The organism is Rhodanobacter aciditrophus, from assembly GCF_042679525.1.
Classification (GTDB): domain Bacteria; phylum Pseudomonadota; class Gammaproteobacteria; order Pseudomonadales; family Marinomonadaceae; genus Marinomonas; species Marinomonas aciditrophus.
Map to the genome: position 1 here is coordinate 1 of NZ_JBHTMN010000010.1, position 26,601 is coordinate 26,601.

Annotated in this window: 21 protein-coding genes; 19 read left to right on the plus strand and 2 right to left on the minus strand. The window is 42.9% G+C overall.

What is annotated here, in order from left to right; genetic code table 11:
* Positions 1-95 precede the first annotated feature (95 nt).
* Entirely contained in the window at positions 96-1,004 is a 909-nt protein-coding gene (locus ACFQ45_RS08885) for a LysR family transcriptional regulator (protein WP_377366795.1), read from the minus strand.
* A 158-nt stretch (positions 1,005-1,162) separates the two neighbouring features.
* Between ACFQ45_RS08885 and ACFQ45_RS08890 the strand changes: the two genes are divergently transcribed.
* The 9 genes from ACFQ45_RS08890 (at position 1,163) to ACFQ45_RS08930 (ending at position 15,479) form a co-directional block, all read left to right on the plus strand.
* The gene (locus ACFQ45_RS08890; RefSeq protein WP_377366797.1) at positions 1,163-1,756 is read left to right on the plus strand and encodes an FMN-dependent NADH-azoreductase; all 594 of its coding nucleotides are present in this window, start codon (positions 1,163-1,165) and stop codon (positions 1,754-1,756) included.
* A gap of 209 nt (positions 1,757-1,965) precedes the next feature.
* Complete coding sequence (gene glmU / locus ACFQ45_RS08895) at positions 1,966-3,333, plus strand: bifunctional UDP-N-acetylglucosamine diphosphorylase/glucosamine-1-phosphate N-acetyltransferase GlmU (RefSeq protein WP_377366799.1); 1,368 nt, start codon at positions 1,966-1,968, stop codon at positions 3,331-3,333.
* 1 nt (position 3,334) lies between these two features.
* Positions 3,335-5,164 carry a glutamine--fructose-6-phosphate transaminase (isomerizing) gene (gene glmS, locus ACFQ45_RS08900; RefSeq protein WP_377366800.1) on the plus strand — a complete coding sequence of 610 codons (1,830 nt, stop codon included), beginning with the start codon at positions 3,335-3,337 and terminating at the stop codon, positions 5,162-5,164.
* 532 nt (positions 5,165-5,696) lie between these two features.
* A complete protein-coding gene (locus ACFQ45_RS08905) occupies positions 5,697-8,729 on the plus strand; it encodes an Ig-like domain-containing protein (protein ID WP_377366801.1) in 3,033 nt (1,010 codons plus the stop codon).
* Positions 8,730-8,829: 100 nt separating this feature from the next.
* Complete coding sequence (locus ACFQ45_RS08910; RefSeq protein ID WP_377366802.1) at positions 8,830-10,113, plus strand: TolC family protein; 1,284 nt, start codon at positions 8,830-8,832, stop codon at positions 10,111-10,113.
* Positions 10,114-10,354: 241 nt separating this feature from the next.
* Positions 10,355-12,319: an ATP-binding cassette domain-containing protein gene (locus tag ACFQ45_RS08915; RefSeq protein WP_377366804.1), complete on the plus strand. Its 1,965-nt coding sequence runs from the start codon at positions 10,355-10,357 to the stop codon at positions 12,317-12,319.
* Between the two features lie 159 nt (positions 12,320-12,478).
* Positions 12,479-13,990, plus strand: coding sequence for an Ig-like domain-containing protein (locus tag ACFQ45_RS08920; protein WP_377366806.1), 1,512 nt, complete (start codon positions 12,479-12,481; stop codon positions 13,988-13,990).
* A 90-nt stretch (positions 13,991-14,080) separates the two neighbouring features.
* Positions 14,081-14,221, plus strand: a complete 141-nt coding sequence (locus tag ACFQ45_RS08925; RefSeq protein ID WP_377366808.1) for a hypothetical protein — start codon at positions 14,081-14,083, stop codon at positions 14,219-14,221.
* The gene (locus tag ACFQ45_RS08930; RefSeq protein WP_377366810.1) at positions 14,211-15,479 is read left to right on the plus strand and encodes an HlyD family efflux transporter periplasmic adaptor subunit; all 1,269 of its coding nucleotides are present in this window, start codon (positions 14,211-14,213) and stop codon (positions 15,477-15,479) included. Before ACFQ45_RS08925 ends, ACFQ45_RS08930 begins: the two co-directional genes overlap by 11 nt.
* A 63-nt stretch (positions 15,480-15,542) precedes the next feature.
* Here the strand turns inward: ACFQ45_RS08930 and ACFQ45_RS08935 are convergent, their stop codons facing one another.
* Positions 15,543-17,030 carry an MBL fold metallo-hydrolase RNA specificity domain-containing protein gene (locus tag ACFQ45_RS08935; RefSeq protein WP_377366812.1) on the minus strand — a complete coding sequence of 496 codons (1,488 nt, stop codon included), beginning with the start codon at positions 17,028-17,030 and terminating at the stop codon, positions 15,543-15,545.
* Positions 17,031-17,339: 309 nt separating this feature from the next.
* Here ACFQ45_RS08935 and ACFQ45_RS08940 point away from each other — a divergent pair, with 309 nt between their 5' ends.
* From ACFQ45_RS08940 to ACFQ45_RS08985, 10 genes are all read left to right on the plus strand, one after another.
* Entirely contained in the window at positions 17,340-17,669 is a 330-nt protein-coding gene (locus ACFQ45_RS08940) for a MarR family EPS-associated transcriptional regulator (RefSeq protein WP_377366814.1), read from the plus strand.
* A 521-nt stretch (positions 17,670-18,190) separates the two neighbouring features.
* Positions 18,191-18,826: a PI-PLC domain-containing protein gene (locus ACFQ45_RS08945; RefSeq protein ID WP_377366816.1), complete on the plus strand. Its 636-nt coding sequence runs from the start codon at positions 18,191-18,193 to the stop codon at positions 18,824-18,826.
* Positions 18,827-18,831: 5 nt separating this feature from the next.
* Entirely contained in the window at positions 18,832-19,464 is a 633-nt protein-coding gene (locus ACFQ45_RS08950) for an HAD family hydrolase (RefSeq protein WP_377366818.1), read from the plus strand.
* Complete coding sequence (locus ACFQ45_RS08955) at positions 19,461-20,531, plus strand: nuclear transport factor 2 family protein (protein ID WP_377366820.1); 1,071 nt, start codon at positions 19,461-19,463, stop codon at positions 20,529-20,531. The genes ACFQ45_RS08950 and ACFQ45_RS08955 overlap by 4 nt, the downstream gene beginning before the upstream one ends.
* A gap of 1 nt (position 20,532) precedes the next feature.
* On the plus strand, positions 20,533-20,865 hold the full coding sequence (locus tag ACFQ45_RS08960) for a hypothetical protein (protein ID WP_377366822.1): 333 nt from the start codon (positions 20,533-20,535) through the stop codon (positions 20,863-20,865).
* Positions 20,862-21,593, plus strand: coding sequence for a glycosyltransferase family 2 protein (locus ACFQ45_RS08965; protein WP_377366824.1), 732 nt, complete (start codon positions 20,862-20,864; stop codon positions 21,591-21,593). Before ACFQ45_RS08960 ends, ACFQ45_RS08965 begins: the two co-directional genes overlap by 4 nt.
* The gene (locus ACFQ45_RS08970; protein WP_377366826.1) at positions 21,594-22,865 is read left to right on the plus strand and encodes a hypothetical protein; all 1,272 of its coding nucleotides are present in this window, start codon (positions 21,594-21,596) and stop codon (positions 22,863-22,865) included.
* Positions 22,852-23,760, plus strand: a complete 909-nt coding sequence (locus ACFQ45_RS08975; RefSeq protein ID WP_377366828.1) for a WavE lipopolysaccharide synthesis family protein — start codon at positions 22,852-22,854, stop codon at positions 23,758-23,760. Before ACFQ45_RS08970 ends, ACFQ45_RS08975 begins: the two co-directional genes overlap by 14 nt.
* 47 nt (positions 23,761-23,807) lie before the next feature.
* A complete protein-coding gene (locus ACFQ45_RS08980; protein ID WP_377366830.1) occupies positions 23,808-25,259 on the plus strand; it encodes a hypothetical protein in 1,452 nt (483 codons plus the stop codon).
* Entirely contained in the window at positions 25,240-26,331 is a 1,092-nt protein-coding gene (locus ACFQ45_RS08985; RefSeq protein ID WP_377366832.1) for a glycosyltransferase family 4 protein, read from the plus strand. The genes ACFQ45_RS08980 and ACFQ45_RS08985 overlap by 20 nt, the downstream gene beginning before the upstream one ends.
* Positions 26,332-26,601: the final 270 nt, after the last annotated feature.

The window sequence follows — 26,601 nt, forward strand, 5'->3', positions numbered from 1 at the left end:
GAACAGGCTTTTGTTTGCACACTAAGCATGGCACATAGTTAGGAGGGCGAGTCCATCTTATTTCCCACATTAGGTTTTATGGTCTCTTTCTATTGCTACTTATCTCTGTGAGCACTGCATTGTGCGCAGGCTTGCTGTAGCAACTCTACAAAGAGGCGTGTGGCTGGCCCCGTGCGTTCGCCCTTGCCGAAGATGGCATACATATGAAAGCTCCGTTCCCCGCCAGACTCGAGCTCTAGGCGGCGTAATTGACCATTTTCAATCAAGGGCATTAAATCGGCCTTGGGTAGCCAAGCGAAACCAATACCAGAGTTCACAACTTCAATGGCGGATTGTACGCTGGATACTGTCCAGCGACGGTCAGCCCCGAGCCAGCCTTCGTCCCGGGCGTTTTCAGTGCCTGAATCCCGGATGACAACTTGCAGCTCTTGGCGTAGGCGTTCATTGCTAATGGGCGCAGGGTCAGCAAACAGCTTGTGATTGGCGGCTGCCACCGCAATCATTTCCACATCCACTATAGGGTCTGCTAAGTAGCCCGCAGGGACAATACCACTGAGCACTAAATCCGGTGAGCCTTCACTGAGTACTTCCACCGTTCCGCTCAACACTTCTTCCCGCAACTGGACAAGAGTGCCCTGACTCTGAGGTTCAAAGGCCTTTAGAGCGCGTAGTAATGCAGGCGTTGGGAAGGCTTCATCCACCACAAGCTCAATCTCAGGCTCCCAGCCTTGTCCTAAGGTATGAGCCAGTTCTTCTAGGTCTAAGGCTTCCCTAAGTAGATGGCGGGATCGCCTTAATAGCACTTCACCCCGTTCCGTCAATTTGGCTTTGCGCCCATCAATAGTGAGCAATGGGTAGCCAAGTTGCTCTTGGAGTTTGGCGACTGTGTAACTGACGGATGATTGGCTTTTATGGAGAGCTTCTGCGGCTTGGGCAAAGCCGCCTCTGTCCACAACAGCCTGTAAGACTCGCCATTGTTCGAGGGTTACGCGCGGTGATTTCATAATGCACCCTTTTTATTTTGGAGGTAAAAATTGATTATCGTATTTTTCGATCAATTTCGTCAAAAACTTACGCTTTTATATCAAAAATATTGGTCGTAAGATTTGTTTATTGAATGAATTTGAAGCAGCAAGCTTCCAAACTTTTAGGAGATTATGACATGGCAACTCTACTACGTATCGACTCTAGTGCATCCGGTGACAACTCTAAATCTCGTCAGTTGACTGACGCGTTTGTTGCCCAATGGTTGGCAAAAAATCCAGAAGGTAATGTGGTTGTGCGTGACGTTAACGCTAACCCACTGCCACATTTTACTAGCGAAACGCTAGGTGCTTTGTTCACCCCTGAAGAAGATCGCACCGATGCTCAAAAAGCCATCGTTGCAATCGGTGATGAGCTAATCGAAGAACTGGAAGCGGCTGATGTCGTTGCAGTCAGTGCGCCAATGTACAACTTCAGCATTCCATCTACGTTGAAGTCTTACTTTGACTACATTGCCCGTGCAGGTCGTACTTTTAAATACACTGAAACAGGTCCTGTTGGCCTAGTAAACAAAGATGCTTACGTATTCACAGCAAGTGGTAGCTTCCTAGCGGATACGCCAGTCGATCACCAAGTGCCATATGTACAAACCTTCCTAGGCTTTATCGGTCTAAATGTTAAGGACACTTTCATTGCTGGTGGCCAAGCCCTAGGCGAAGATGGTGAGAAAGCTTTCACTGCTGCAAAAGAGAAAATTGCTGCAGCGGTATAAACATACCCCTTAGCGTTTTCTAAATTTCCCCTTTAGTAAAAGCCCCTATCGCAAGCTGCGATAGGGGCTTTTTTGATACTTGGCCTAAGGTAAAGTGATTTACGCTCATTTGTCATTTTTTTTATGACAATCCTCGTTGTTCCATTTGTTCTTAAATAGTCTAATGTACTCATACATATAGAATTATCGATCAACAACAAGGATCGTCCATGAATCAGGACATTGTTATTCTTGCTGCCGGTAAAGGCAGCCGCATGAAATCAAGCTTTTCAAAAGTGCTGCATAAGATCGGCGGAACGGCCATGGTGCGCCGTGTATTGACGACCGCAGCGGAATTAGCTGATGCAAAATTACATCTAATTATCGGTCATCAAGGGGAGCAGGTTGAGGCCGCTTGTCAGGATTTTTCTGCCAATATCGTTTGGCAAAATGACCCCCAAGGGACCGGCGATGCATTACGCCGTGCCGCGCCCTCTTTAAGTGATCAAGGTGCGACTTTGACTCTTTACGGTGATGTGCCGCTGATCCAGAGCCAAACCCTAGAGCAAATGCGTGCTTTGTCCACACCGAACACCTTAGTGCTGCTGACTATCAACTTGGATAACCCAACAGGTTATGGGCGCATTGTGCGCAATGATCAAAATCAGGTTGTGGCCATTGTTGAACAGAAAGACGCCAACCCAGAGCAGTTGGCTATTCAGGAAGTCAACACAGGGATCTTACTGGCTCCTAACGGCAAGTTAAAAGGCTGGTTGGACGCACTCACCAATGACAATGCCCAACAGGAATACTACCTAACTGACATCATTGCCATGGCAGCAGAGCAGGGCGTCGAGATCGTCACCGTTCAACCTGAACATGAATGGGAAGTGGCGGGTGTGAATGATCGTGTGCAGTTGGCGGCTTTGGAGCGTATTTGGCAACAACAGCAAGCAGAAACACTAATGCGCAATGGCGCTACCTTAGCGGACCCAAATCGCATTGATGTGCGTGGTGAGCTATCAACTGGCTACGATTGCCAGATTGACATCAACTGTGTGTTTGAAGGCAAGGTGACCTTGGGCGCAAACGTTCAGATCGGTCCGAATTGTGTACTGAAAAACTGTACCGTGGCAGATGATACCGTAATCAAAGCGAATACTCTGATCGAAGACAGCCAAGTAGGTGAAGCCTGCGATTTAGGGCCATTTGCCCGCCTAAGGCCTGGGACAGTACTGGCAAAAGGCGCCAAAATCGGCAACTTTGTAGAGACAAAAAAAGCCCACATAGGCGAAGGCAGTAAGGTGAATCACCTAAGCTACATTGGCGACACGCAAATGGGCGCAGGGGTCAATGTTGGGGCTGGCACCATTACTTGTAATTACGATGGCGTGAACAAGTCCACGACCGTCATTGGTGACAAGGTGTTTGTAGGGTCCAATACATCTCTAGTGGCACCGGTTGAGGTACAAGAAGGGGCAACCATCGCCGCAGGCTCTACCATTACCAAAAATGTAAAAGCAGATCAGTTGGCATTTGGCCGAGCAAAACAAATGAACAAAGACGGTTGGGCGCGTCCGACCAAAAAGGAGAAATAATATGTGTGGAATCGTCGGCGCCATCGCTCAACGTAATGTGGCCAAAATCCTCCTAGAAGGACTCTCTCGACTAGAATACCGTGGCTACGACTCATCAGGTGTGGCCATTAACAATGAAACCGGTGTTCGTGCGCACCGTGCCGTGGGCAAGGTTCAGGCTCTCAAAGATAAGTTTGAAGCACAGCCCCTTGATGGCAAACAAGGTATTGCCCACACCCGTTGGGCGACCCATGGCAAGCCAACGGAAGCGAATGCTCATCCGCACTTTTCTGGTGAGGATCTCGCTTTGGTGCATAACGGCATCATCGAAAATCACGCCCCTTTGCGCCGTGAGTTGAAAGAAAAAGGCTATGAGTTTAAGTCGGAAACGGATACTGAAGTCATTGTTCACCTGATTCATGATGCCCTAAAAGCCGAGCCAGATTTCCTACAAGCGGTTAAAAATGCCCTAAAGCGCCTTGAAGGTGCCTTTGCTATTGCCGTGACCTTGAACCATGAAAACGAACGCATGATTGCCGCTCGTAAAGGTAGCCCATTAGTAGTGGGTGTAGGCATTGAAGAAAATTTTGTCGCCTCAGACCAGTTGGCTCTTTTGCATGTGACCGATCAATTCATCTTCCTAGAAGAAGGGGACGTTGTAGAAGTAACCCGTGACGGCGTCACCATCTATGATGCAAAAGATCAGGTGCAAGAGCGCCCTATTAGCGTGTTTAACCACAATGTAGACGCCACGGATAAAGGCGAATATCGCCACTATATGATGAAAGAAATCTACGAGCAGCCAAAAGTGATTGCGGCGTGCTTGTCGGGTCGTCTAAGTGAAAACAAAGTACTGACGAGCTGCTTTGGCGCGGACTCTAGCTTTTTGAAAGAGATCGAAAACGTTCATATCGTGGCCTGTGGTACCAGTTACCACGCTGGTATGGTAGCGAAATACTGGATCGAAGAATTTGCCAACCTGCCGTGTGTGGTAGAAGTGGCGAGTGAATACCGCTACCGAAAAGTCGCAGTGCCGAAAAACACTCTGTTTTTGACGCTCTCACAGTCTGGTGAAACGGCGGATACCTTAGCCGCATTGCGTATGGCAAAAGAGCTTGGCTATTTGACCACTTTGGCGATCTGTAACGTACCATCTTCTACCTTGGTGCGTGAGTCTGATCTGACGTTACTGACCAATGCTGGGGCAGAGATTGGTGTGGCATCCACTAAGGCTTTCACGACCCAGTTAACCGCGCTATTGATCACTGCTATTGCGATTGCCAGTGAAAAAGGCCAGCTTACGGAAGAAAAAGAAGCTGAATTGGTGGCGTCCTTACGCTCACTGCCTGCTTACGTGGACGAAGCCTTGAAACAGGACGGTGCCATCAAAACTGTGTCCGATCAATTTGCTAACAAGCACAACGCCTTGTTCCTTGGTCGTGGCCCTATGTTCCCAATTGCATTAGAAGGCTCTTTAAAACTCAAAGAGATCTCCTACATCCATGCAGAAGCTTACCCAGCAGGGGAGTTGAAGCACGGCCCCTTGGCGCTAGTGGATGAAACCATGCCGATCATCACCATGGTGCCCCATAACACCATGTTAGATAAGCTAAAGTCCAACCTTCAGGAAGTAGCCGCCCGTGGTGGCGTACTGTACGTCTTTGCAGACAAAGACACAGACCTTCATAACGAAGAAGGCATCACCTTTGTGGAAGTGCCAAAAGTAGATGAAGTGCTAGAACCCATCGTGCACACCATCCCCCTACAGCTGCTGTCATACCACGTGGCCGTAGTAAAAGGTACAGACGTCGACCAACCACGTAACTTAGCGAAATCCGTGACCGTGGAGTGATGTCTAGAGACTAGCTACAAGATTCATTGCAATCCACAGCCCCGGCTCATAATACGTGCAGACGTAAGATGAGTTCGGGGCTTTTTATTTTTGCTTCTGTTCACCCCTCCCTAGCTTTTAATGTGTTCATGCCCCCGCCTTCTGAAAACTTTACAAAGTCGATGGGGGCGTTTGTAAACGGTTTCTAAGAGGTGATTTTTGGAGTGCGTTTACATTTCGTTACATTACTGGGTGAGTTTTGTTAACAAGGTGAATTTATAACCTCTTAATAACAGCGTTATTTTTAGATCAATGAAACAGTATGTAACCAAAAGGGGCGTGTCTAGATAACTGATTTTATAGTTTTGTGTAACTTAAGTTATTGAAAAATAAATGTTTATTAAATATGAAAGATATTTGTTTAGCTCTTGTAAGGTATGCTGGATTCGGTAGGATGGCCGTGAATTGAACACTAAGTAATCAATAGTTTCGCTTAAGGATTGAGCGTTCTGTTGGTCAAATAAGCATTATTCAAACTTCAAGGAGTGGAATTTTGGAATTGCTAACTATCCCCGATATGCAGGGCGTTCGCATTGTTGGTTTCGATCTTTATTATAAGGACGAACAGGGGCAACTAGCCGTTGTCTCAGATGCCCTAGTTAAGATGGTTTCCGGTGATCTGGAACTATCGTCCACAGATGGCCCATTAACGATTACACAAATCGTTGAGGCCTCAAGTCAAAACCTAGCTCAGCAAGCAGATGGCCGTCTAGAGTACCTTTACACTGAAAACAGTGCTTTTGATAGTGAAATGGTGCCACCGATGAATGGTGCTGATGTGTCTACTTATGCGCAAGTCTTGGAACAGCAAGCAGAGCGCGCGGCCATACTTAAGCAATTACACCAGCAAGCAGTAGAGCTCGCACAGCTCAAAGAAGACCTAGCTCAAAAGGATGCAGAATTGGCCGCAAGAGCCAATGCCTTAGAGCAACTGGACAATGATGATGAGCAACTTACTCTACTGAATGCACAGCTTCAAAGTGCTCAAGAACGCTATGCGCAAATGCAGGAGCAACTTTACACTATCTCTGATAATTCTCGCTGGATTAAAGGCGACGAAGGTGTCTTCCGTTTTAATGTGCAACAGGCCCTAGCCCAAGCGGCTGACCAACAAGACAGTTCCCTGTACAACAGTTCTTCCTCTGCGAATAGTGACGACAGCGACGACAGCGATGAGTTGTCTACCCCAATCGCGATTGCCTTGCCCCGTCCAGAAGACGCCACGACAGATCAAGAATCTGAGTCAGTTTCTTCGGGCGCCGAGCTTCTTGATTCTGCTGAGGCTGCATCAAGCTCTGAATCTGAGCAAGCTGTAACCGATACGGTTGGTGATGAGTCCACTATTGAAGATGCTACGGCTGATGACCTTACCTCGGATGAGCTGACTTCTGATGAGTTGACCTCTGATGAACTGACTTCTGATGAGGCGACTTCCGATGAACTGACTTCTGATGAGGCGACGTCTGATGAACTGACTTCCGATGAGTCGACTTCTGATGAGTCGACTTCTGATGAACTGACTTCCGATGAGTCGACTTCTGATGAACTGACTTCCGATGAGCTGACTTCTGATGAACTGACTTCTGATGAGTCGACTTCTGATGAGTCGACTTCTGATGAGTCGACTTCTGATGAGTCGACTTCTGATGAGTCGACTTCTGATGAGGCGACGTCCGATGAACTGACTTCTGATGAGGCGAATTCTGATGAGTCGACGTCTGATGAGGCGACGTCTGATGAGGCTAAAAAAGGCTTAGTTTGGTCAGTAACTGCTAAGCACAATGATAAAACAGTGCTTAAGGAGAACGAATCAAATATTGCAGAATTTCGTGAAGTTGATGACACGTCTTCGGAGGAAAGCATTATCCCTTCTGAGGAGGATTTTGATGATGTTTCTCAACAGTTGGCTGCTATTTATGAAGCAAATAGTATCTCGGGGGTTGATGACCCGTTGACGTTTGAGGTTGGAGGGCTTGCGGCAATCGGGATTGATGATTTCACTATCACTTTGGACTTACCGCCATTAACCCAAGAAACAAATGACTCAGTAGTAGAAAGCGATAGTGAAGGAGTCGCAGAAGAGCTTGATTCCAGTACTGAAACACTCCCTAGTATGAGAGTGCTACTTGGGAACACGCTTTTGTATTCTGATGAGGAACTAGGTGAAGTGGATCTCATGCGTTCCCATATAGCTGAGGTCTTTTCTAAATTTATGGACACTCCCCTTTATCAAGAGCTTGCCAAAGACGAGTTTTGGGATGCGGGCGAGCACAGTATTGAAATTATGTGGGGGCTGGATGGTGAGCTAGATCATAGAGCTGATTTCTCCTTGACGCTGAACGCCCCACTTGTAGAGATCGTTCTAGATGATCCGGTTGTGATTCAAGATGATATGTATTGGGCTATTACCATTACACGGGATGGAGAGGTGTTTTACCAAGACGATTATGAATCATCGGAAATCTTAACAGATGAAATTCAAACAAGTCAGCACCTCTATAATCTGGACGAAGCTATTCTTGAGTTTTATAGCCAATATGGACTTTCTGCGGAGAATGATCCTCATACTATGGAGTTTATAGGGATGGACCCTTCAACTGGAATCAAAGACTTGTCATTGATGCTTGATGCGCCTTCATCATTGTCTTTTGATGATGCCCAACAGGATGATTCGGTAGAGGACGTTGTTTGGTTTGCACCTATTGAGACTGATGATAGTTTCACTGGGATAAAGGGGATCGCGAACGGCGAGCTTATGGGCTACTTCCAGTACTCACCCACCGCCATAGCAGAAGCGATTGGTGAAGTGGGATTTTATGTTCAAAATGGCAATACCTACAGTAGCCTCAGCAGTAGGCAACTGGCAATAATAGATGAATTGGATTTAACTGCTGATGGTAGTTACGTTTACGGTATGGAGTGGGGTGACAGCGGGGCACAAGACGGACTTCTCAAACTAGCCTTCACCATCGACTCCGGCATGAGGTACGAGCTTCGTGGGGACTTAAGTGAAGCCAGTGATACGGGCTTGTCCTCAATGGATGGCATTACCAGCGAGAAAGTTTTAACATTTGACGGAACTGGTGAACCCGGTGCAACCATTAATGTGGTGGTAGACGGGCAAGCGGTATCTGCTACCAATACGGTAGGCGAAGATGGTTGCTGGAGTGCCACATTAGATGGCCCTCTCGAGGAAGGTACTTACGAGTACACTGTCTCTGAGACGGATGCGAACGGTAACATCTCATACCTAGAGCCTGATCAAGTGACGGTCGATACCACCGCTCCTGAGGGCAGTGGGGTGACACTGCCATTTGATCTTGATTCTCTCATCAGTGGCGCATTGGAAAACGAAGATGGCGCCTTGATCGAGATCGATCTTAATGGTGACGACTACGGTAGCGCCACGGTAGAAAACGGCACTTGGTCTATCAGCGGCGACGCATTTAATACCGGTGACACAGTGGTGGTGACAGTGACAGACCTTGCTGGCAACAGCAAAGTCGAAGATGAAGTGACCGTATAACCAAATTAGCCCAGAGACAGGATGTCTCTGGGCATAGGAATAATTCCCATAAACAAGGAAGTGCCCACGCAGCAAATGTCTGTGGGCGAAGGAGTTAACAGTGCAAGGTTTTTATCGTTCTCTGGTGGCGTTAGGCATCACCTCGGCTTCAACTTTTGCTACGGCAAACCAATACCCAATAGGCTTGGAACAGGTCTATCAATCCGCTCTATCTGGCTCTAACGAATACCGTGCGATGCAACAAGAGTCCTTATCGAGTGAGGCGCTTTTGGATGCTGAGCAAAAATACTATCTACCGAAGGCTGCCTTAATCGGCGAGTGGAATCGATACTACGGGGAAGAAGAGCTCGACCCTAATACCGAAGACACCTTAACCTTGAACATCGATATGACCCTATGGGGCTCTGGCGTGTCAGATCGCAAAGATGCTGCGCGCTATAACCACATGGCGACCGATTTTCAAATGGAAGAGATGCAGCTTTCCATCTATCAAGACGTATTACGTTATCTGGCTAAAATCGAACGAATTCGTGATTACCTAGACGCCAATGAAGCCATTGGGACTCGTCTTGATCGTTATGTTCAGCGTCAGCGTGTCGCGTCTAATGCCGGATCTGCACCGTTTAGCGACCTAAGGGAAGCGGAGTTGGAGCAGAGTCGCTACCATGACACGGTTTCACGAGTGCGTGCCCGTATCGACCAAATGTTCCGTGCCCTACGCGAAGAGACCAATTACTGGCCTGAAGATCCAAATCAGGTGGGCTTGTCTGATGCAGTATTGACGCAATTGTTGGCTGAGGATATTTCTGCCGTAGACATTGATGCCATCACACGCAATAACTACGGACTTCAAGGGCGTCAGTTGCAGCTTGATGCCCAGCTAAGCAGTGCCCAAGCTCAACGGGAGCGCTTCAGAGTGTCCTTGGTCAATGAAACCCAATTAGAAGTTATGGGGGATGACAACTGGGACAGCGGCGACGTGAAGAGCGATTCCTTTGTGGGAATAAAGGCGACTTACGATCTATTTAACTACCAGAACAGCAAGTCCCAGCAATCCGCATTGTACTTGTACGAAGCAGAAAAAGAGCGATTCGACCGTCAGATGTTAGACATGTCGAGCCGACTCAATGCACTACAAGAAGAATACCGCGAGATTCAGAACAATCGCGACTCATTATTGGGTCAAATTGCCCTGAACGAAAGTTTGGTGGAGGCGCAGGAAAGCGAGCTCTTGATCGACAAGCTTGATTACGTGGACATCATTAAAAGTCTTGCCAGTCTGAACCAGTCCTATGTCACTCTGCTTGACTATGACTTGGCGCTGACTGATGCCGTGGTTGATACATTAGAACTGAGCTCAAAAAGGCTAACCCTGAGCGAGTAATGACACTGCTGGTTGCCTAAAGATGCTAGGTGCTAGACGCCTTGATTGGCGCTTTTAAGGTCTCACCATTTTGGGCAGCCACGGTTTCAATCAATTCATTCAAGTCCAAATTCATTTAGCACAAGGCAGTTCCGGGTCTTGTGCTTTTTTCTGTTTATCTACCACTTTTTACCCTATGCCTGAAAAGACATGTACAAGGGTTAGTGGCATTTTCAAAATCTCCCTAAGGTAGTGTGTATTCATGAAAGAGCAACTCACGCGCTTCATTCAATATTCTGGAGTGGAGTTTGACTGGCGCAATTTTCATCCTGTTCAAGATCATTCTATAGACCGTTTATTATCAGAGGTAAATCCCCTGTTTAGCGATCCTTTGTTTGATGTCAGTCTCCACCGAGGAGAGCTTAAAGACTTGCACCATGCGCCGGATACCTTCTTGATCAAGCAAGGACAGGATTGGCACTTTGCTCGTCGTTTAGAAGATGCTTACTTGCTGGATGATCAAACTCGAGTGGAAGAAGGCTTTGAGCAAGGCTCAGAAGTGATTTATTTAAAGGAAGTACCCAAAAAACTCTCTGTTGCAGATGTGTTACTGGTGTTGATGGGCTTCTTTCCCCGGATCAACGGACTGCTATTATTTTGCGCGCCCTTCGCCTTGATCCCGGCGTTCTATGCCAACCTTTTTAACACCCGCCTGATTCACAATGATGTGGTCTATACCTTGTTGTTTTTAACCCTTTGCTTCACGGTGTTATGGGGTGGGGAGTTCTTATTAAAAAAATGGGTCAAGTTCCAACACATTCGTCACACAGAAAAAAAAGCATTAAAAGTCGAAAAGTACCTGTTTGCTTTACTGCCTTTTAGCCAATTACCCGACAACCTAGTGAAAGTGCGTCAAATCGAAAGTAACCGCCGAGGGATCTGGGACAATGGAGCGAATTTGATTGCCGACATCGCTATATTTTGCTTGGCCTATGGGGTGCTGGCGGCGATTTTGGGGCTGGCGTCCGTCTATTTATTGCTGTTTTATCTGGTGATGGCAGTGATTTTGTTATGGGTGAGATATCGCAATTACAAAACCTATATCGAACATGAAGCGGCCCAGCAAGAAATGCTGACAGAGCGTATATCCGTTTGTCGCAACGCCCAGCAATTGCGATTTTATGATTTTGAACCGTCTTTTGCCCAGTTTGAAGCGGCTAGTAATCACATCTTTTTAGCAGATAAACGTATCGCCCATGTGAATTTCAACTGGGATGAGTTGGTGCGTTATAGCTCTTTCTTGGCGAGCTTTTGCTTGTTTGTGGTGTTGTTTTATCAGGCAAAAGTCGATGTGGCGATTTTCTCTGTGTTAATTGCCCTCTTGGTACTTAACGGTCGTCTTGCCGCAGCCCTAAGTGCCAGTGTTACAAAAGGCTTCCAATTATTAATCGCCCGCTACCACCTACAGCAATCCCTAGAGCCTTTGTTAAAGAGTATCGCCGACAACTGCTATAACAAAGGAGCCAATATCGACCAAATCAACAATATAGAAGTGAAAAGCGTGTCGATTAATGTGGGCGAGGAGCCTCTACTCACCAAGGTCAACTTATCCCTCAAAAAAGGTGAAACCTACGGCATTATGGGGGGCGTGGGATCAGGTAAATCCACCTTGGTGAAAGCTCTGGTTTCCATGCATGAAAGTTATCAAGGCAGTATTCTTTTTAATCGCCTTTATGAGGCCAACACTCTAGACCGCCATGTGCTGGCAGACTGTGTGGGCTATCTAGATATGAACTCCCAATTCATGCGCGGCAGTCTTTTTCATAACTTCTTTATCCGCGGTGTGAGGGATAAAGAGCTCATTATTCGCTTGGTGCGCTCGGTCTTTCCGCAAGTTAATTTGGATTATGAGATGCTGTACAAAACCGACATTCATAGTATTCCTATGTCCTCAGGACAGCGTCGTAAGTTACAGCTCTATATGACGGTGACACCGACTAAGAGTTTGCTAGTGTTAGACGAAGCCCTGACGAATTTATCCTTAGAAGAAATGATGCAGGTGCGCAAATACATAGCCGTGACAGCTCCCAATGCCATTGTCTTGATCGTCAGTCATGATCGCATTTTGCTCAGCAGTTTTAAAAATCTGATTAAAATTGATAAAGGAACCGTGAGCCAACTTAAAAACACTCCTGTAACGACAGGGGAAGGAAAACCAAAAGAGTAGTTTTAAATGTGGATGATGACTCTGCACTCTTGTCAGGGCGCATGGTTTCTGTAAGATTTTGCTCAAAATGAACACATATTAATCAGTGGTTTAAAACTTAAGGAATAAGTTTCGCCACTGATCACACAAAGCATTCTTCAAACTTCAAGGAGTAGAATTTTGGAATTGCTAAATATCCCTGATTTGCAGGGTGTCCGCGTTGTTGGGGTGGATCTTTACTACCAAAACAAGCAGGGTGGCGTAGTTATCGTCCAGGATGCCTTAGTTAAAATTGCTTCTGGTCAAATGGAAGTAACATCTGTTGGCGACGCTGTTTCAATCACCCAGATCGTCTCTGCCGCTAATCTTAACTTGCCCCATGTAGAAAGCGTTTTCCTTGAAAATGACTTAATCGAAAACGGTGCTAACACTATTGACGACCTTCCTCCGATTAATGAGAACGGGGATCCGCTACGCCTGTGTCTTAACGACTCACTAAACGCGCAAGCCCCAATCACTGAACAGCCCCAGGAGTTGTTCGATTTACCGGAACGTATTGAGGGAGACAATCAGATTCACTTGACAGCCCAGTTAGCACAGCAAAGTGATTCGGATGTTTCTTCCAGCGATTTCATCACAAATGTAATTAATCCCATCTTACAAGGCACCGCAGCTGCCGGTGCGTTAGTGACGCTTTCTGTTAGTGGTGCTTCTTATGAAACCCGCGCTGATAACAATGAGCAATGGTCGGTACAAGTGATCGAGCCATTAACTGATGGCGTTATTCAATATGTGGTGCGGGCTGAAGATGAGGCAGGAAATCACATGCGGATTGAGCAGGCTTTCATTGTCGATACCATAGCGCCTAAGTTGACCGGTGGATTAGATCCAGATTCAGACTCAGGAATTTACAGCGTAAATGGTATTACACGAATAAATACTCCTACTTTTAGTGGCACAGGGGAGCCAGGTGCGGCACTGGTTTTAACTCTAGGAAGCGAGCAATTTGAGACCACCATTGACCCCAATGGTGAGTGGAAAGTTGTAATTGAGGAGCCCATGTCTGATGGTACTTACTCCTATGGCATCAGAACCAGCGACTTGGATGGCAGGGTCTCCCGTTTATTGGGAGAAGTCCATATTGACACCCAGCTGAACTTTACCGGAGGTCTAGCGCCTACATCAATATGCGGCCACTCAGCAGAAGGTGGAATGACCAATATGACTCGTCCCAGCTTCTCCGGTTTGGTAGAGCAGAGGGCCAAAGTTCGTTTAGTGATAAATGACATCAAGTATGACGCAGAAGTCAGTGAAAACGGCCAATGGCGGGCCACTTTACCTATCTCTCTTGCAGACGGTACTTACCAATATGAGCTGATTGCGAGGGATTTGGCTGGCAATGAGAGTACCTTAGCAGATCGCATTATTATTGATACTCAAGCTAAGTTATCTGGTGGTTTTGATACAGGCTCTGATTCAGAAGTATGTAATACAGGCGGGCTGGTTAAGATCGTGCGCCCTCAGTTTTTTGGCTCGGGAAAAGAGGGCAGCCATATCAAAGTGATAAATGGTGGTCAGGAGTACCGGAAATATACCGATGAAATTTCTAATAAAGTTCAACCGTATTTCCGTGGCGTTAAGTGTACAGCAAAGCAGGATACCGTCATTCAAGGCAATCTAGCGAGCGATTAATGAGCACCAATAGCCACACGGAAGAAGAATTCAGAATATAAACAAGGATGTGCCCAGCTAACGCATTTAGCTGGGCAAAGGAGTTAAAGGTTGCAAGCTTCTACGATAAATGACAGCCCAATAGCGGGGCAGAAACTCACCGTTGATGGACAAGACGATAGTCAAGTACTGGTGATTATGACGATGGATGGTGGCGCTAAGCTTCAAGGGAGTCGCTGCGATGAGTGGTAAAGGTAAAAAATTAGCTTCCCAAGTCGCGGGAGTGGCAGGTTTGGTGACGGCTCTAGTGTTGTTATTTGTCTATTTGGTGTTCATCCATAGAATCGAAGTCGTGGCCCCAGGGCAAGGTTTGACCGGCATTCAAGAAAGTAACGTCGCTCTAAAAAGCCCATCAAACGGCTATGTAGTGAGCATGTTTGCGTCCGTAGGCGGCATGGTTTCTAAAGGCGACCCCTTGCTCGAATTCCGTAATCTGCAAGACGAATATCAACTGCAAGAAGTCAGTAAGAGCTTAGAGCTCGACACGGCCTTGCTGGCTGATTACAAACAAGAGCGATGCTTCCTAACAGGGCCTGTGTTCGAACAAGGGAACAATGCGGCAGACCGTTCCTTTCATCAGAGGTCCTGTCAGGATCAACCCCTTCATGGCGGGACGGGTGGCCAGTACATTCTCAATTTTTATGAGGATTACCTACAAGAGCAGCGTCATATTTTAGAGCTAGAAATAGAACAAAAACGCCGCCAAGCAGAGCTGTTTAATAAGAAAGAAGTGCTCAGTAAAAAGCGCGCTATCATGATTCGTGGCGGCGGCGAGACCTTGCGCCTTTATGATCTAGACACCGAGCTAAGTGATCTCAACAATGAGCTAATAGGGTTTGATATCAACAAGATCGAAACCCAAAAAAACCTCAATGATAAGTTCATCACCTTCCAGTTGCGTCGCTCCGAGCGCATGCTGACCTTGGATGAAAACATCCAAAACCTCAGCAGCGAAATCGTGCAAAAGCGCTATCAAGAAGAGCTCCTGTTAGAAATGAAAAAGAAAGCCGTCATGCGCTCACCTGTGGATGGCAGTGTATTGGAGCTGACGGATGGGATTTCCATTGGCACCTTTGTACAAGAAGGCAGCCCCATTTACATCCTGAAAAAGGAAGGCGCTTCCCAAGAAGTGGTGGCGAAATTTGACTCCCGATATCGCTACTTCTTACAGCAGGGTAGGGAAGTCAAAATCATGACCAACTCTACCGGTTTCAGCAAAGTATTTACCGGCACCATCGCAGATGTGAGTTCCGACTCTTTGCCCTATGAGCCAAACCAAGAAGGCAGCAATCGCTATTACCGGGTGACCATCACACCGGATCAAAAGTTTTTAGATCTGCAACTTAACTTGGGGATAGATGTGAATGTCATGGTGGTGGAAAACGAAATTACCGCGTTCCAGTACATTTTGAGCGTGATTCCTAACGTATTTAACTTCAAGGTTTGGTAGTGCATCGATGGAGGGGAAACCCTCCATCTTGTTCTGTTTTAAATGATTTGGTCGTAGCAAAGACTACCCAATCACCACATCACACCCTGGCACAGCCTCCCTCAAAACCTGCTGCAAAACCCACTTAGCGCCCTCATCCCCATGAACCAACTTAATCTGACTGGGCTGATACCTCATCCTGGTTACAAAATTCACTAAATCCTTCTGCCCAGCATGGGCAGAGTACCCACCCAGCTGCCAAACCTTTGCCTCTATTGGATACCGCTCCCCATCCAGCATCACATACCCATTTGGCCGATCGTGATAACGCAAAATATCCCGCCCAGGTGTCCCCTGAGCCTGATACCCCACAAACAACACATCATTTCGCGGGTCACCTAACAGGGCCTTGAGATAATTCAAAATACGCCCCCCTGCACACATCCCCGATGCGGCGATCACCACCGCAGGGCGCTTCTGCTGAGCAAGATAATCCACCGTCTGCAGATGCAAAGTATGACCATCTATGGTCGTGAGCTGCTCAAAGCTCAAAGGATGGCGACCACTCGCCACCCGACGTCGAGCTTCCTTATCCCAATAGGGCTTAAGATCCTTATAAACCTCGGTAAAGCGGCTGGCCAAAGGGGAATCAACAATAATATCCAAATCCGACCAACTGATCTCAGTGCCGCTGGCCGTATGACTCACTGGCTGGTCTTGATGAGCATAAATGATAGACTCGATCTCATAGAGCAACTCCTGAGTTCGACCAATAGAAAAGGCAGGGATCAGCACCACACCACCATCAGATAAGGCATGTTCCATACAAGACTGCAAACGCTTGCGACGATTGGCCCGGTTCTCATGGTTCTTATCCCCATAAGTACTCTCCAACACCAACTGATCCGCCCGATAAGGCGACCGCGGCGCAGGCAACAAAGGCGCATAAGGCGCCCCCAAATCCCCAGAAAACACCACATCCCACTTTAGATGCCCTTGCTCTTGTGGGAGCGGAATCCTCTCCGCGACAAAGCTTGCATCCTCCTTAGCAACCCTCTCCTCCAAAGATGTCACCCGACATGTCACATAAGCAGACCCCAATATATGCCCGGCAGGACTCAATCTCACCTTCACCGACCGCCCAGATTCAACCAACCCAACGGAATACCAATCATAATACTCCACCGCCACGACCTGAGCCGCCAACCGTTCCAAGCAAGCCTCAATAATGCTTCGATTACGGGTTACCCCCACCTTCAAAGCATCTTCAATCACCAAAGGCAAAAGCTTGGCGCTGGGCACACTGCAAACAATAGGCCCATCAAACCCAGCCGCCAGCAAATAGGGGAGTCGACCCACATGATCAATATGCACATGGGTCACAACCAAAGCTCGCACATTCGACACATCAAACTCAATAGCCAACTGGCTCGCATCAGCACCAGCCCCTGATACTTCCGCCCCTTGAAACAACCCAATATCAACCAACAAACTATTGTGCTGACCTACAACCAACTCATGACAGGAGCCCGTGACACCGTCCACCGCTCCATGGTGTTTAATCTCATACATCCTTGAACTCTCCCTTAACGATTGATAAGCCGCGACTAAAACGCCCTTAATTCCATTTAACACACTCTAGGGAAAACTAATATTTACCTTTAAATGACTCAAAATTTAATCACTTTTCTTCCATAATTTATTTACACCTCCCCGAGTCTTGCATTATCATTGTTCACCTCTTGAACGCACGCCCTCGGCAAGGAACTAGCACGTGGCCATTTCAACAGCGTACTCATCCCTTTTTATCGGGTATCACACTCGCGCGTCGATCACACCTAGCATTCCTACACGTTCAACGTCTTCAGTCGGTAATATCCAATGCTGACAGAAGAATACCGCTACAAAATCCTAAAAGCCCTTGAGTCAGATCCGCACATCAGCCAGCGCGAGCTTGCTCGTCGTCTGAACATCAGCCTAGGCAAAACCAACTTCTGCCTAAAAGCACTGGTGGAAAAAGGGCTCATCAAAGCTGAAAACTTCAAAAACAACCCAAACAAAAAAGGGTACTTATATCTCCTTACCCTGAGTGGCATTGAAGAAAAAGCGGCACTGACTAAGCGGTTTTTAGAAAGAAAGATTAAAGAACATGAAGAGCTGACGGCTGAGATTAAAAATCTTAGAAGTGAATTACAAAAAAATGGAGTTTAAACAACCATCATGAAACGCAAAGTTTGAAAGTATATTTTGACTGAATCTAAGTCGATGCCTAAGGAAACATTGTTTATCTTAAATGAAACCCCGTTGTATAGTACAAGGCATAAAAAGATAAACTAGCAGGAATAAAAAAGCGCAATTTCACATCTAGTAGAGGAAAATGCATCATAAATCCAATATAAAACATGTGTAAAAAAATAAAGTTGTTTATGCGAATAAGGGGGCTAGCTTAATTCTAGGCGTTCATTGGTGAGTGCTAATAGTTTTTTCACTTTGGACGAGTTATGTGAATAGCATATGCTATTCCAACTTAACATTAGGTCTTTTGGAGAAATTAATAGCCTTTTAGTAATGCTAATGGATGATATATGAATGAAAAGTGGTTCTAGTAAAGTGGTGCTAATATCTACCATGTTGAAAATACAGTAATAAATGTGATTAGGTAATGAATTTTTATGCTTCAAAATATCTACATTAAAAAAATGAAGTTTTTTAATTTATGAAATGGAGGTTGAATGAACATCATATCTCACAGAGGGTACTGGAAAAATGAGAAAGAAAAAAACACGGAATTAGCTTTTCGTAATTCCTTTGAGCTAGGTTTTGGAACAGAGACTGATATTAGAGATTTAGATGGAGAAATAGTGATCTCACATGATATTCCAAAATACTCAGATGAATTAATGCTTTTTTCTGATTTTCTGTCTTTATATAAATCAATAGATGATAGCTTACCGTTAGCTTTAAATGTGAAATCAGATGGTCTACAAATACCAGTAAAAGCTCTTTTAGAGAAAAAAAATGTTAAGAATTATTTTTTGTTTGATATGTCTATTCCAGACATGATTCAAACGAAGAATTATGGCCTCCGTTTTCTTACAAGGGTTAGTGATGTTGAAAAAGAGGCCATTATGTTGGATGCGTCATCTGGTGTTTGGATGGATGAATTCTATGAAGAATGGATTGATAAACAGTCGATTGATTTTTATACCGAGCAAGGCATGAATGTTTATCTAGTTTCTCCAGAATTACACAAACGTCGACCAGAAGTGAAGTGGAGCTTATTAAAATCTTCAGGAATACAAGAGAACAATAAGGTATGTCTATGCACGGATTTACCAGAAGTGGCAGCAGAATTCTTTAGAGGCTAATTGTGATGATTAAAGCAGTAATATTTGATATGGATGGTGTGCTAATTGATGCAAAAGAGTGGCATTATGAAGCTCTTAACAAGGCATTACTTAAATTCGGGTATGAAATTTCTAGGCACGATCATCTCGTCACTTTTGATGGGCTACCGACTAGAACAAAGCTAGAAATGCTCTCTCAGCAAGACGGATTACCTGGAAAACTGCATGGTTTCATAAATAGCCTTAAGCAAAAATATACTATGCAGATTGTAAACGAGAAATGCGTACCAAACTTTGTGCATCGTTTTGCTTTGTCCAAGTTGAGGGCTGAAGGTTACAAGATGGCAGTTGCATCGAATTCAATTCGCAATAGTATCGCTTCTATGATGGAGTTTGCAGATCTACAGGAGTATTTGGAATTCTATATGTCTAATGAAGATGTTGTGAACGGTAAGCCTGACCCTGAAATTTACATAAAGACAATAGATAAATTAGGCTTCCTGCCAGAGGAGTGTCTCATTGTTGAAGATAATTTTAATGGTATCAAAGCGGCTCGTGCATCGGGAGCTCATGTGTTAGAAGTGCAAACTGTTGATGATGTTAACTACCTGAATATCAGAAATAAGATCAAGCAAATAGAGGGTGAGGCAGAAGTATGAATGTTATATTTCCAATGACAGGACCAAACAAGTTTACATCTGACGATTACACTTATCCAAAGCCCCTTATTGATGTTTTTGGCAAGACCATGCTTGAAACTGCCTTCGATACTTATAGAGAACTCGAGAATGTTCGATTCTTGCCGATTATCTCTTCTTCAGATGCAAAAGAATTTAATATTGATTCTGTTATATCTCGAATTCTTGATGGATCTTCCTTCAAAACCATTTTACATGAAGGCAAAACCGCTGGGGCTCTGTGCACATCTTTATTAGCGATTGATGAGTTGGATGAAGATGATGAGTTGATCATTGCGAATTATGATCAAAATATTAGTTTCGATATACAGGAATGCATTGATAAATATAGAGCTAAGGATGCTGACTTTGGTATCGTGTGCTTTGATTCTGTTCATCCAAAGTGGTCTTATGCTAAAACTGATGATCATGATTTGATTATTGAAGTGGCTGAAAAGAAGCCAATTAGTAGAAATGCGATGGTTGGTTTTTACTATTTTAAGAACGCAGGTTTATTTGTTCAGGCTGCGATGAAAACCATGCTAACAGCTAGCTCCGACAAAAATAGCTTTTTTATCTCGGAGTGCCTTAATCAGCTAGTGTTGATGGGTGCTTTAGGTAGTATGGTGAAAGTAGATAAAAACCAGTACAGAAATTTCTACGATGCTTCGGAGCTGAAAGAGTTCTTGCATGAAAGCGCTGGTGAAAACTATAAAAAAGCTGTTGTAGAGTTAACGAAGAAATATGTCCGAGCTTTTGATGAAAAAGACATTTCTACCGTTTCAGACATGCTGATAGAAGATGCCGTCTTATATGATCCTAATGTAGGTGAAATCAAAGGGAAGCAGAATGTTACGGATTTCGTGCAGAAATTGTTTAATGATACATCATCTCTATCATTTACTGCCAGAAGTATCATTGCAGACAGAGACAAGGCATGTTTAGAGTTTGTTCTATTACTTGATAAAACCATTGTAAATGGCGTTGATGTCATTACTTGGAATAAAGAAAAAATTGAAAAAATTTACGCTTATCTGGAAGTGAAATAAAATGAACGAGTTTAATTTGAACGACTTTGTCAGGGGATGGTTTGTTGGAGGGTTCGATCCTTCAATTATAAAAACAACCGAAGTTGAAGTCGCAGTTCAATCTTTCGAAAAAGGTGCATTTGAGGCGGAGCATTGTCATAAAGTTGCAACAGAAATTACTGTAATAGTAGAGGGGGCAGCCAAAATGTTTGGTAAGGTCTATACCGCTGGCAGTATTATAGAAATTAAGCCAGGAGAATATACTTCTTTCGAAGCTTTAGAAGATACAAAAACAGTAGTTGTTAAGTATCCAGGCGCGTTAAATGATAAATACCTTAAGGATTGTGATAAATGATTAATATTGTAATACCTATGGCAGGTATGGGATCTCGTTTTGCTAAGGCTGGCTATGAAAAACCAAAACCTTTTATTGATGTAGCAGGGAAACCGATGATTGTCAGAGTTCTTGAGAACCTGAATGTCCCTAGTGCTCATTACTACCTAATTGCTAGAAAAGAGCACTTAGAGGTAGAAGCTGATTTAGTTAAGGATATCGAAAATAACTGGCCTGTTACCTTTATTGCTATTGATAAACTAACTGAAGGTACTGCTTGTACAGTTCTTTATGCTAGGAAATATATCAATAATGATAAGCCTCTCCTTATAGCAAACTCTGACCAAATTGTAGATTGTGATATAAATGCTTTTATTGCTCATATTATTGAAGAGAAAAAAGCAGATGGTGGCATTTTAACCTTTAAGGATCCTATGATGAATCCTAAATGGTCATTCGCTCGCCTTGATGAAGAAACGAAAGAAGTCGTTGAGGTAAAAGAAAAAGAGGCTATTTCTGATATTGCCACCGTCGGTATTTATCTATTTTCTAAAGGGAGTTACTTTGTAGATTACGCTATAGATATGATAGCTGAAAATATTAGGGTAAATAATGAGTTCTATACATGCCCTGTCTACAACCATATGGTTACTGATAGAAAAAAAGTCTTCACTTGGGATATTGCGATGGAAGATATGCATGGCATAGGTACTCCCGATGACCTGAACATATATCTGACGAAAATATAAATGATCCTTAAATATGGTCTGTTAAAATATCTGGGGCTTGGATGCTCTGTGATAATTGGCTTTTTGTTACCGGCAGTCTTCAGTAGAAATCTTTCTACTGAAGACTTTGCTATGGCAACAGTGGTGTTGGGCTTATCGAGCTATTTTTCATTTTTCGATTTTGGAGTAGGTAAGCCTGCTTACTCTAAAATTAGGAAGTCTTTTTTAAATGGAGATAGCGAATGGAAAGAAGATATATACTCCATTATAAGTTTTTTTATTTTTTCTAGTTTTTTGGTGTTTTTTTCATTTCTTTTTATTACATATTTTTATATTGGTAAAACATATCCCTATACTAATTTTTTTCTTTTTTTGTTTTTTAGTTTCTTCGTTTCGTTAAATATTTTTCTTAATAACATGGAAAGTGTTTATAATGCGGTTAATAAGTATTTTCACTTTCTTATTTTTGATTTTTTGAGAAAAATATCTCCTATTATCATAGTGGTTTTAATTCCTGTTTATAATCAATTGGACGTCCCTTACTTTTTTTCGACTTTTTTCCTTCTTTTATTGTCTGTTTTTTCTTTCTTTTATTTTGTTCGTAGTGATGCGATAAAAATATTTCATATAAAAAAACATGTTCGTTTTGTAAAGAAGCTATGGGAAGATGCATTTAGTTATCTGTTTTTTAATTTCTCTGAAGCTTTTATTTATAATTTTGGTTTTATACTTTTTCCATATTTTTTGCTAGATGTAGATATGATTGTGTATGGTCTTTGGTTGAAAATATTTGTTGGGGTTAACTTGTTTTCGGTATTAGCTATTAATGTTTTTATACATAAAATTACTGAGCTTTATCACTCTAATGATTTTGAAAGAACTGTAAAATATCTTTCTTGTTCATTTTCCCTTTCCCTATCTATTTCGCTAGTATCACTTTCTATTTTTAGTATCTGGGAAAATGAGATTTTACAAAGATGGATATCTGATTCTAAATATACAGAGGGATTTCCTTTAGCAGCCTTGTGGGTTTGGTGCGTCGTTAATTGCATTCAGTCAACTTGCGGTGTCTTTTTGTTGTCCATTGGCGGAAATTTTGTCTTCTTAAGGAAACTTGCTTTGACAACCTCAGGAGTGATGTTACTGAGCGTATTGTATTGTAGTTATCATGGATTTGCTTTGTATGAAATACTACTTTATGCAAGTCTTGTTTATGCTGTAGGGTGCATAGGTTATTGCGTCCGGTTACTTATGGTATTTAAAAGAGGCGGTATTTACAGTGAAGTATCATGAGGAAGGTATATCCTTTGTTGTTCAAGGGGCTGTTGAACGTAAGAACGACATTACATCTAAGTGTTTGCAGAGTATCAAAGAGTTTTTTCCTGCTTCTGAAGTTATATTGTCAACTTGGGAAGGTTCTGATGTCTCGGGACTCGCGTTCGATCAGCTTATATTATCAGCTGATCCAGGGGATTTAGGCCCATATTATGAAGATAGAAAAAACTTACTCAACAACAACAATAGGCAATTACTCTCAACTTATGAAGGTATTAAAGCTTCGACTAGTTCATACGTAGTTAAAGTGAGAAGTGATATGCTTTTTTCTTCTAATCGATTGGAATACTATCTTCGTAAAACTGGCAAGTGTAAAGGCAGAGTTCTTAGTCATAAACTAATTACACTAAGAGATCATACTATTAACCCTAAACATTTTCTTAAATTATCCCATCATCCTTCAGATTTTATCTATGCAGGGCGAAGAGAGGATATGCTTTATTACTTTGACTCTCCTCTTCAGACGAGAGATATGGCTAGTTATTTTAAAAACTATAACTACCCAGATGAAATTGTCCCGAAATTGATTCCTCAGTTTGCCAATGAGCAATACATTCTAAAATCCTTTCTTGAGAGGGCAGAGGGACACTGCATGCTTAAACATGCCTTTGATTTTGATTCTGATGTTGTTCAAGACTGGTTTAGGATAGTTAGCGAGTATTTTTTCCTTTGCTCAGAGAAAGAACTTGGAATTACGTGTCAGAAATATAAAAAAGGTTTTTTCTCTGAACGACGTTACTCTTTTACTAAAAAAGAGTTTTACGCTCTTTTTTCAAAGGAGGTAGGGCATTTTGATTTTGAACGGTTGTTCTACTCCTCGGTTCATCTTATAAAAAATGTTCTAAAAAAATGAATGTGTATTCTTTTTTTCGAAAGGCCATTCGTAAGTAGGGAGGAGACTTGGAAAAAGTGACAAAAACCTTTTGTTTAGATTTTTCTAATATTGAAAAGAAAGCATTCTATAATACATTACTTTGCATGCTAGAAGATGACGCCTTTATTTTAGAGATAAAAAGCTTTCATTTTCTCGGTAAAGATAGAGGTATGCTTTTTCTTTCTAATATATTAGACGATTATATTTGTACGTCATCAGTAGCTTCTGATGATGGTTGCTATACTCTTTCCTATGAAACTAGGAACATACCTGAATCCTCTTATAACGGTAAAGAGAACGAGGTTTTGTTTCTAAATAAAGAAGATTTTTCCATTGAAGGTAGACGTAATCCTAAAGAATTTATTAAAAATACAGCTATAAATTTTGATTATTTTTTGATAGGGAGAGAAGCTCTTCATAAAAAACATATACCTAAGGTTAAAAATATTGGTTTTGTTTCTTTTGTCGAGGGTCATAATAAATATCTTCTGATTTCAGTGAAAAAACTTGAGGCTATGTTTACTGTTTCCGAAGAAATCGATTATGATTCATTCTTTGAGCTGATTTTTGATTATCTTTCATTATTTGGGTGTCTTTTTCTGGATGCTACAAATGATTGCTTTTATCAAGTTCGTTCTAAACAAGAGATATTAATGTCTTTAGGTATACCCCTACCTTTAAGGGGGGGGAAAGCGCAACATGTTGCTAAAGAGTGCTCATATAAAGATGAAGGGATTTGTTTTGGGATATTAAATAATGGAGGAAATGAGAGCAGGGTAACTCGATTGGTAGAGTCTATCGAGCATATGATGGCTGGAACGGGTATTCCTTATGAGGTCGTTATTGCTGGGCCTAGTTCGTTTGGTATAGCTGGAGTTAAGCTTCTTGATGGTTGTTGCTACGAAAGTAAGGATGTTCGGGGGTGGATAACTAGAAAGAAGAACCAATTGGCTATGTCCTCTATCTATGAAAATGTGTTTTTACTGCATGATAGAATTGTATTTCCAGATAATTTTACGTTTAATGCAAGGTCCTTTCCTGTCACTGTGTACCCAGTTAGAGCGATAGATAATCGAGCCTATAGGGTTAATGATTGGGAATCTTTTGTAAATGGTAATTATTTTGATTTAAAGCGCTTCAGATTAACTCCAATGCTTTATAGTACTCATTCAGACTCCCCTATGGTCTATGGCGGTGCTTTTTTAATTAGAAAAGAAGTATTAATAAAATACCAGTTCGATGAGAGGTTATTCTGGGGGGAGTCAGAAGATATTATTCAAAGTGTGATATATTCTCGCCTAGGAGTTCAAGTCGGACTGGATTCTAATAATTATCTACTGACGGATCGAGCACGACTTGGTGGTTACAAGAGTAATATATTTAGCTTCCTTACTGTTAAATGTATAAGATATTTTTTGACTCCGAAAAATAAATTCTTTATTAAAAAGGTTATAAATTATGTTTCGCGTTGCCATTGATGCCAATCCGATGATGGAAGTAAGAGGAGGGGTTGGATTTTATACACAAAATATGGCAGATAAATTGATTGAGGCTAAGTGTCACTTGATTCTTGTTGCTATGAGAAAATCAGAAAATTTGTCTAGGTATGAATCTATGGATAATGTCGAGGTTGTAACGGGAGGTGCGTGGATTAGAAGTGAGGCTCTGTGGTCTCAATTTGTTTTACCCTTTTTGTTATATAAATCGAAGGCGAAATATTTTATTGGGCTTGGGCAGTCCGTACCATTGGTATGTTTTAGAGCATTATCAAGAATACTTATTGTTCATGATTTTGCGTACATTATATGCCCAGAGACTATGAGTTTTGGTAGAAGAAACTACTTAAAATTTTTTTCAAAAGCCATGATAAAATCTTCTAAGCATATTTTTTGCGTCTCAAAAGGGACATCTAATAAGCTTTTAGACTACTATAACCGAAAAGCCGATAACATCATAATACCGCCACTTAGGTATAGTATCCCATCAACTGAATCTGTTGCTTCTACAGACCTCCCAGACCTCCCAGACCTCCCAGACCTCCCTTATTACCTGTGTGTAGGTTCATTTGAACCCAGAAAAAATATTGACAAAGTGGTAACTGCTTTTGCACAAGCAAATCCTGAAGGCGAAGCCCTCTTAATTGTAGGAGGTGCAGGTTGGAATAATGCAGGAATCAAAGATGCGCTTACCAAGGCGAAGGAGAAGTTAGGTGGTAGGTTGATTGTTAAAAATTTTGTTACAAATGAAGATTTGTACTTTTACTATAAGTCCGCCAAAGCAACTATGCTGGTCTCATCTTATGAAGGTTATGGTATGCCTATAGCGGAATCTAGGAATTTGGGAACACCTATTGTCGCAGTTAATACAGAAGAACACATAGAAGCGGCCGAAGACAATGGGCTTTTTTTATCGCTTAATAATCTAGAGTCAGACCTAGTAGATTTTTTTATAAGCAAAGGTAGTGATATTTGCTCTGTTAATAACTGCTCCTACTTGGATGAAACGACAAAAATGCGTAGGCTGTTGGATGTTTTAAATGCAAGGTATTAAATTTATTGCTTTTCTATATTTTTTTACTCTGCATGCAGATCAACTTCATAGTTCTGTATACTTGTGGAATGTGAGACTAAACAATATTATTGCATTGTTTCTTTTTTTTGCTCTGCTCTTCGTGCGAAGAGGTGTCTTACCGAAACTTGACCAAAAAATTACATTTAGTTTTTTTGCAATCATAGTCTCCTTATTAATTTCAACACTTTATTCTGCTCAAATACTAAGATCTATTGGTTATTTTTTATTGGCTATTTATAGCTTCTTATT

Excerpts from the sequence above, each read along its gene's own strand:
- ACFQ45_RS08885 (WP_377366795.1), bottom strand. The coding sequence starts at position 1,004 with ATGAAATCACCGCGCGTAACCCTCGAACAATGGCGAGTCTTACAGGCT.
- ACFQ45_RS08890 (WP_377366797.1), top strand. The coding sequence starts at position 1,163 with ATGGCAACTCTACTACGTATCGACTCTAGTGCATCCGGTGACAACTCT.
- glmU (WP_377366799.1), top strand. The coding sequence starts at position 1,966 with ATGAATCAGGACATTGTTATTCTTGCTGCCGGTAAAGGCAGCCGCATG.
- glmS (WP_377366800.1), top strand. The coding sequence starts at position 3,335 with ATGTGTGGAATCGTCGGCGCCATCGCTCAACGTAATGTGGCCAAAATC.
- ACFQ45_RS08915 (WP_377366804.1), top strand. The coding sequence starts at position 10,355 with ATGAAAGAGCAACTCACGCGCTTCATTCAATATTCTGGAGTGGAGTTT.
- ACFQ45_RS08930 (WP_377366810.1), top strand. The coding sequence starts at position 14,211 with ATGAGTGGTAAAGGTAAAAAATTAGCTTCCCAAGTCGCGGGAGTGGCA.
- ACFQ45_RS08935 (WP_377366812.1), bottom strand. The coding sequence starts at position 17,030 with ATGTATGAGATTAAACACCATGGAGCGGTGGACGGTGTCACGGGCTCC.
- ACFQ45_RS08940 (WP_377366814.1), top strand. The coding sequence starts at position 17,340 with ATGCTGACAGAAGAATACCGCTACAAAATCCTAAAAGCCCTTGAGTCA.
- ACFQ45_RS08945 (WP_377366816.1), top strand. The coding sequence starts at position 18,191 with ATGAACATCATATCTCACAGAGGGTACTGGAAAAATGAGAAAGAAAAA.
- ACFQ45_RS08950 (WP_377366818.1), top strand. The coding sequence starts at position 18,832 with ATGATTAAAGCAGTAATATTTGATATGGATGGTGTGCTAATTGATGCA.
- ACFQ45_RS08955 (WP_377366820.1), top strand. The coding sequence starts at position 19,461 with ATGAATGTTATATTTCCAATGACAGGACCAAACAAGTTTACATCTGAC.
- ACFQ45_RS08960 (WP_377366822.1), top strand. The coding sequence starts at position 20,533 with ATGAACGAGTTTAATTTGAACGACTTTGTCAGGGGATGGTTTGTTGGA.
- ACFQ45_RS08965 (WP_377366824.1), top strand. The coding sequence starts at position 20,862 with ATGATTAATATTGTAATACCTATGGCAGGTATGGGATCTCGTTTTGCT.
- ACFQ45_RS08970 (WP_377366826.1), top strand. The coding sequence starts at position 21,594 with ATGATCCTTAAATATGGTCTGTTAAAATATCTGGGGCTTGGATGCTCT.
- ACFQ45_RS08985 (WP_377366832.1), top strand. The coding sequence starts at position 25,240 with ATGTTTCGCGTTGCCATTGATGCCAATCCGATGATGGAAGTAAGAGGA.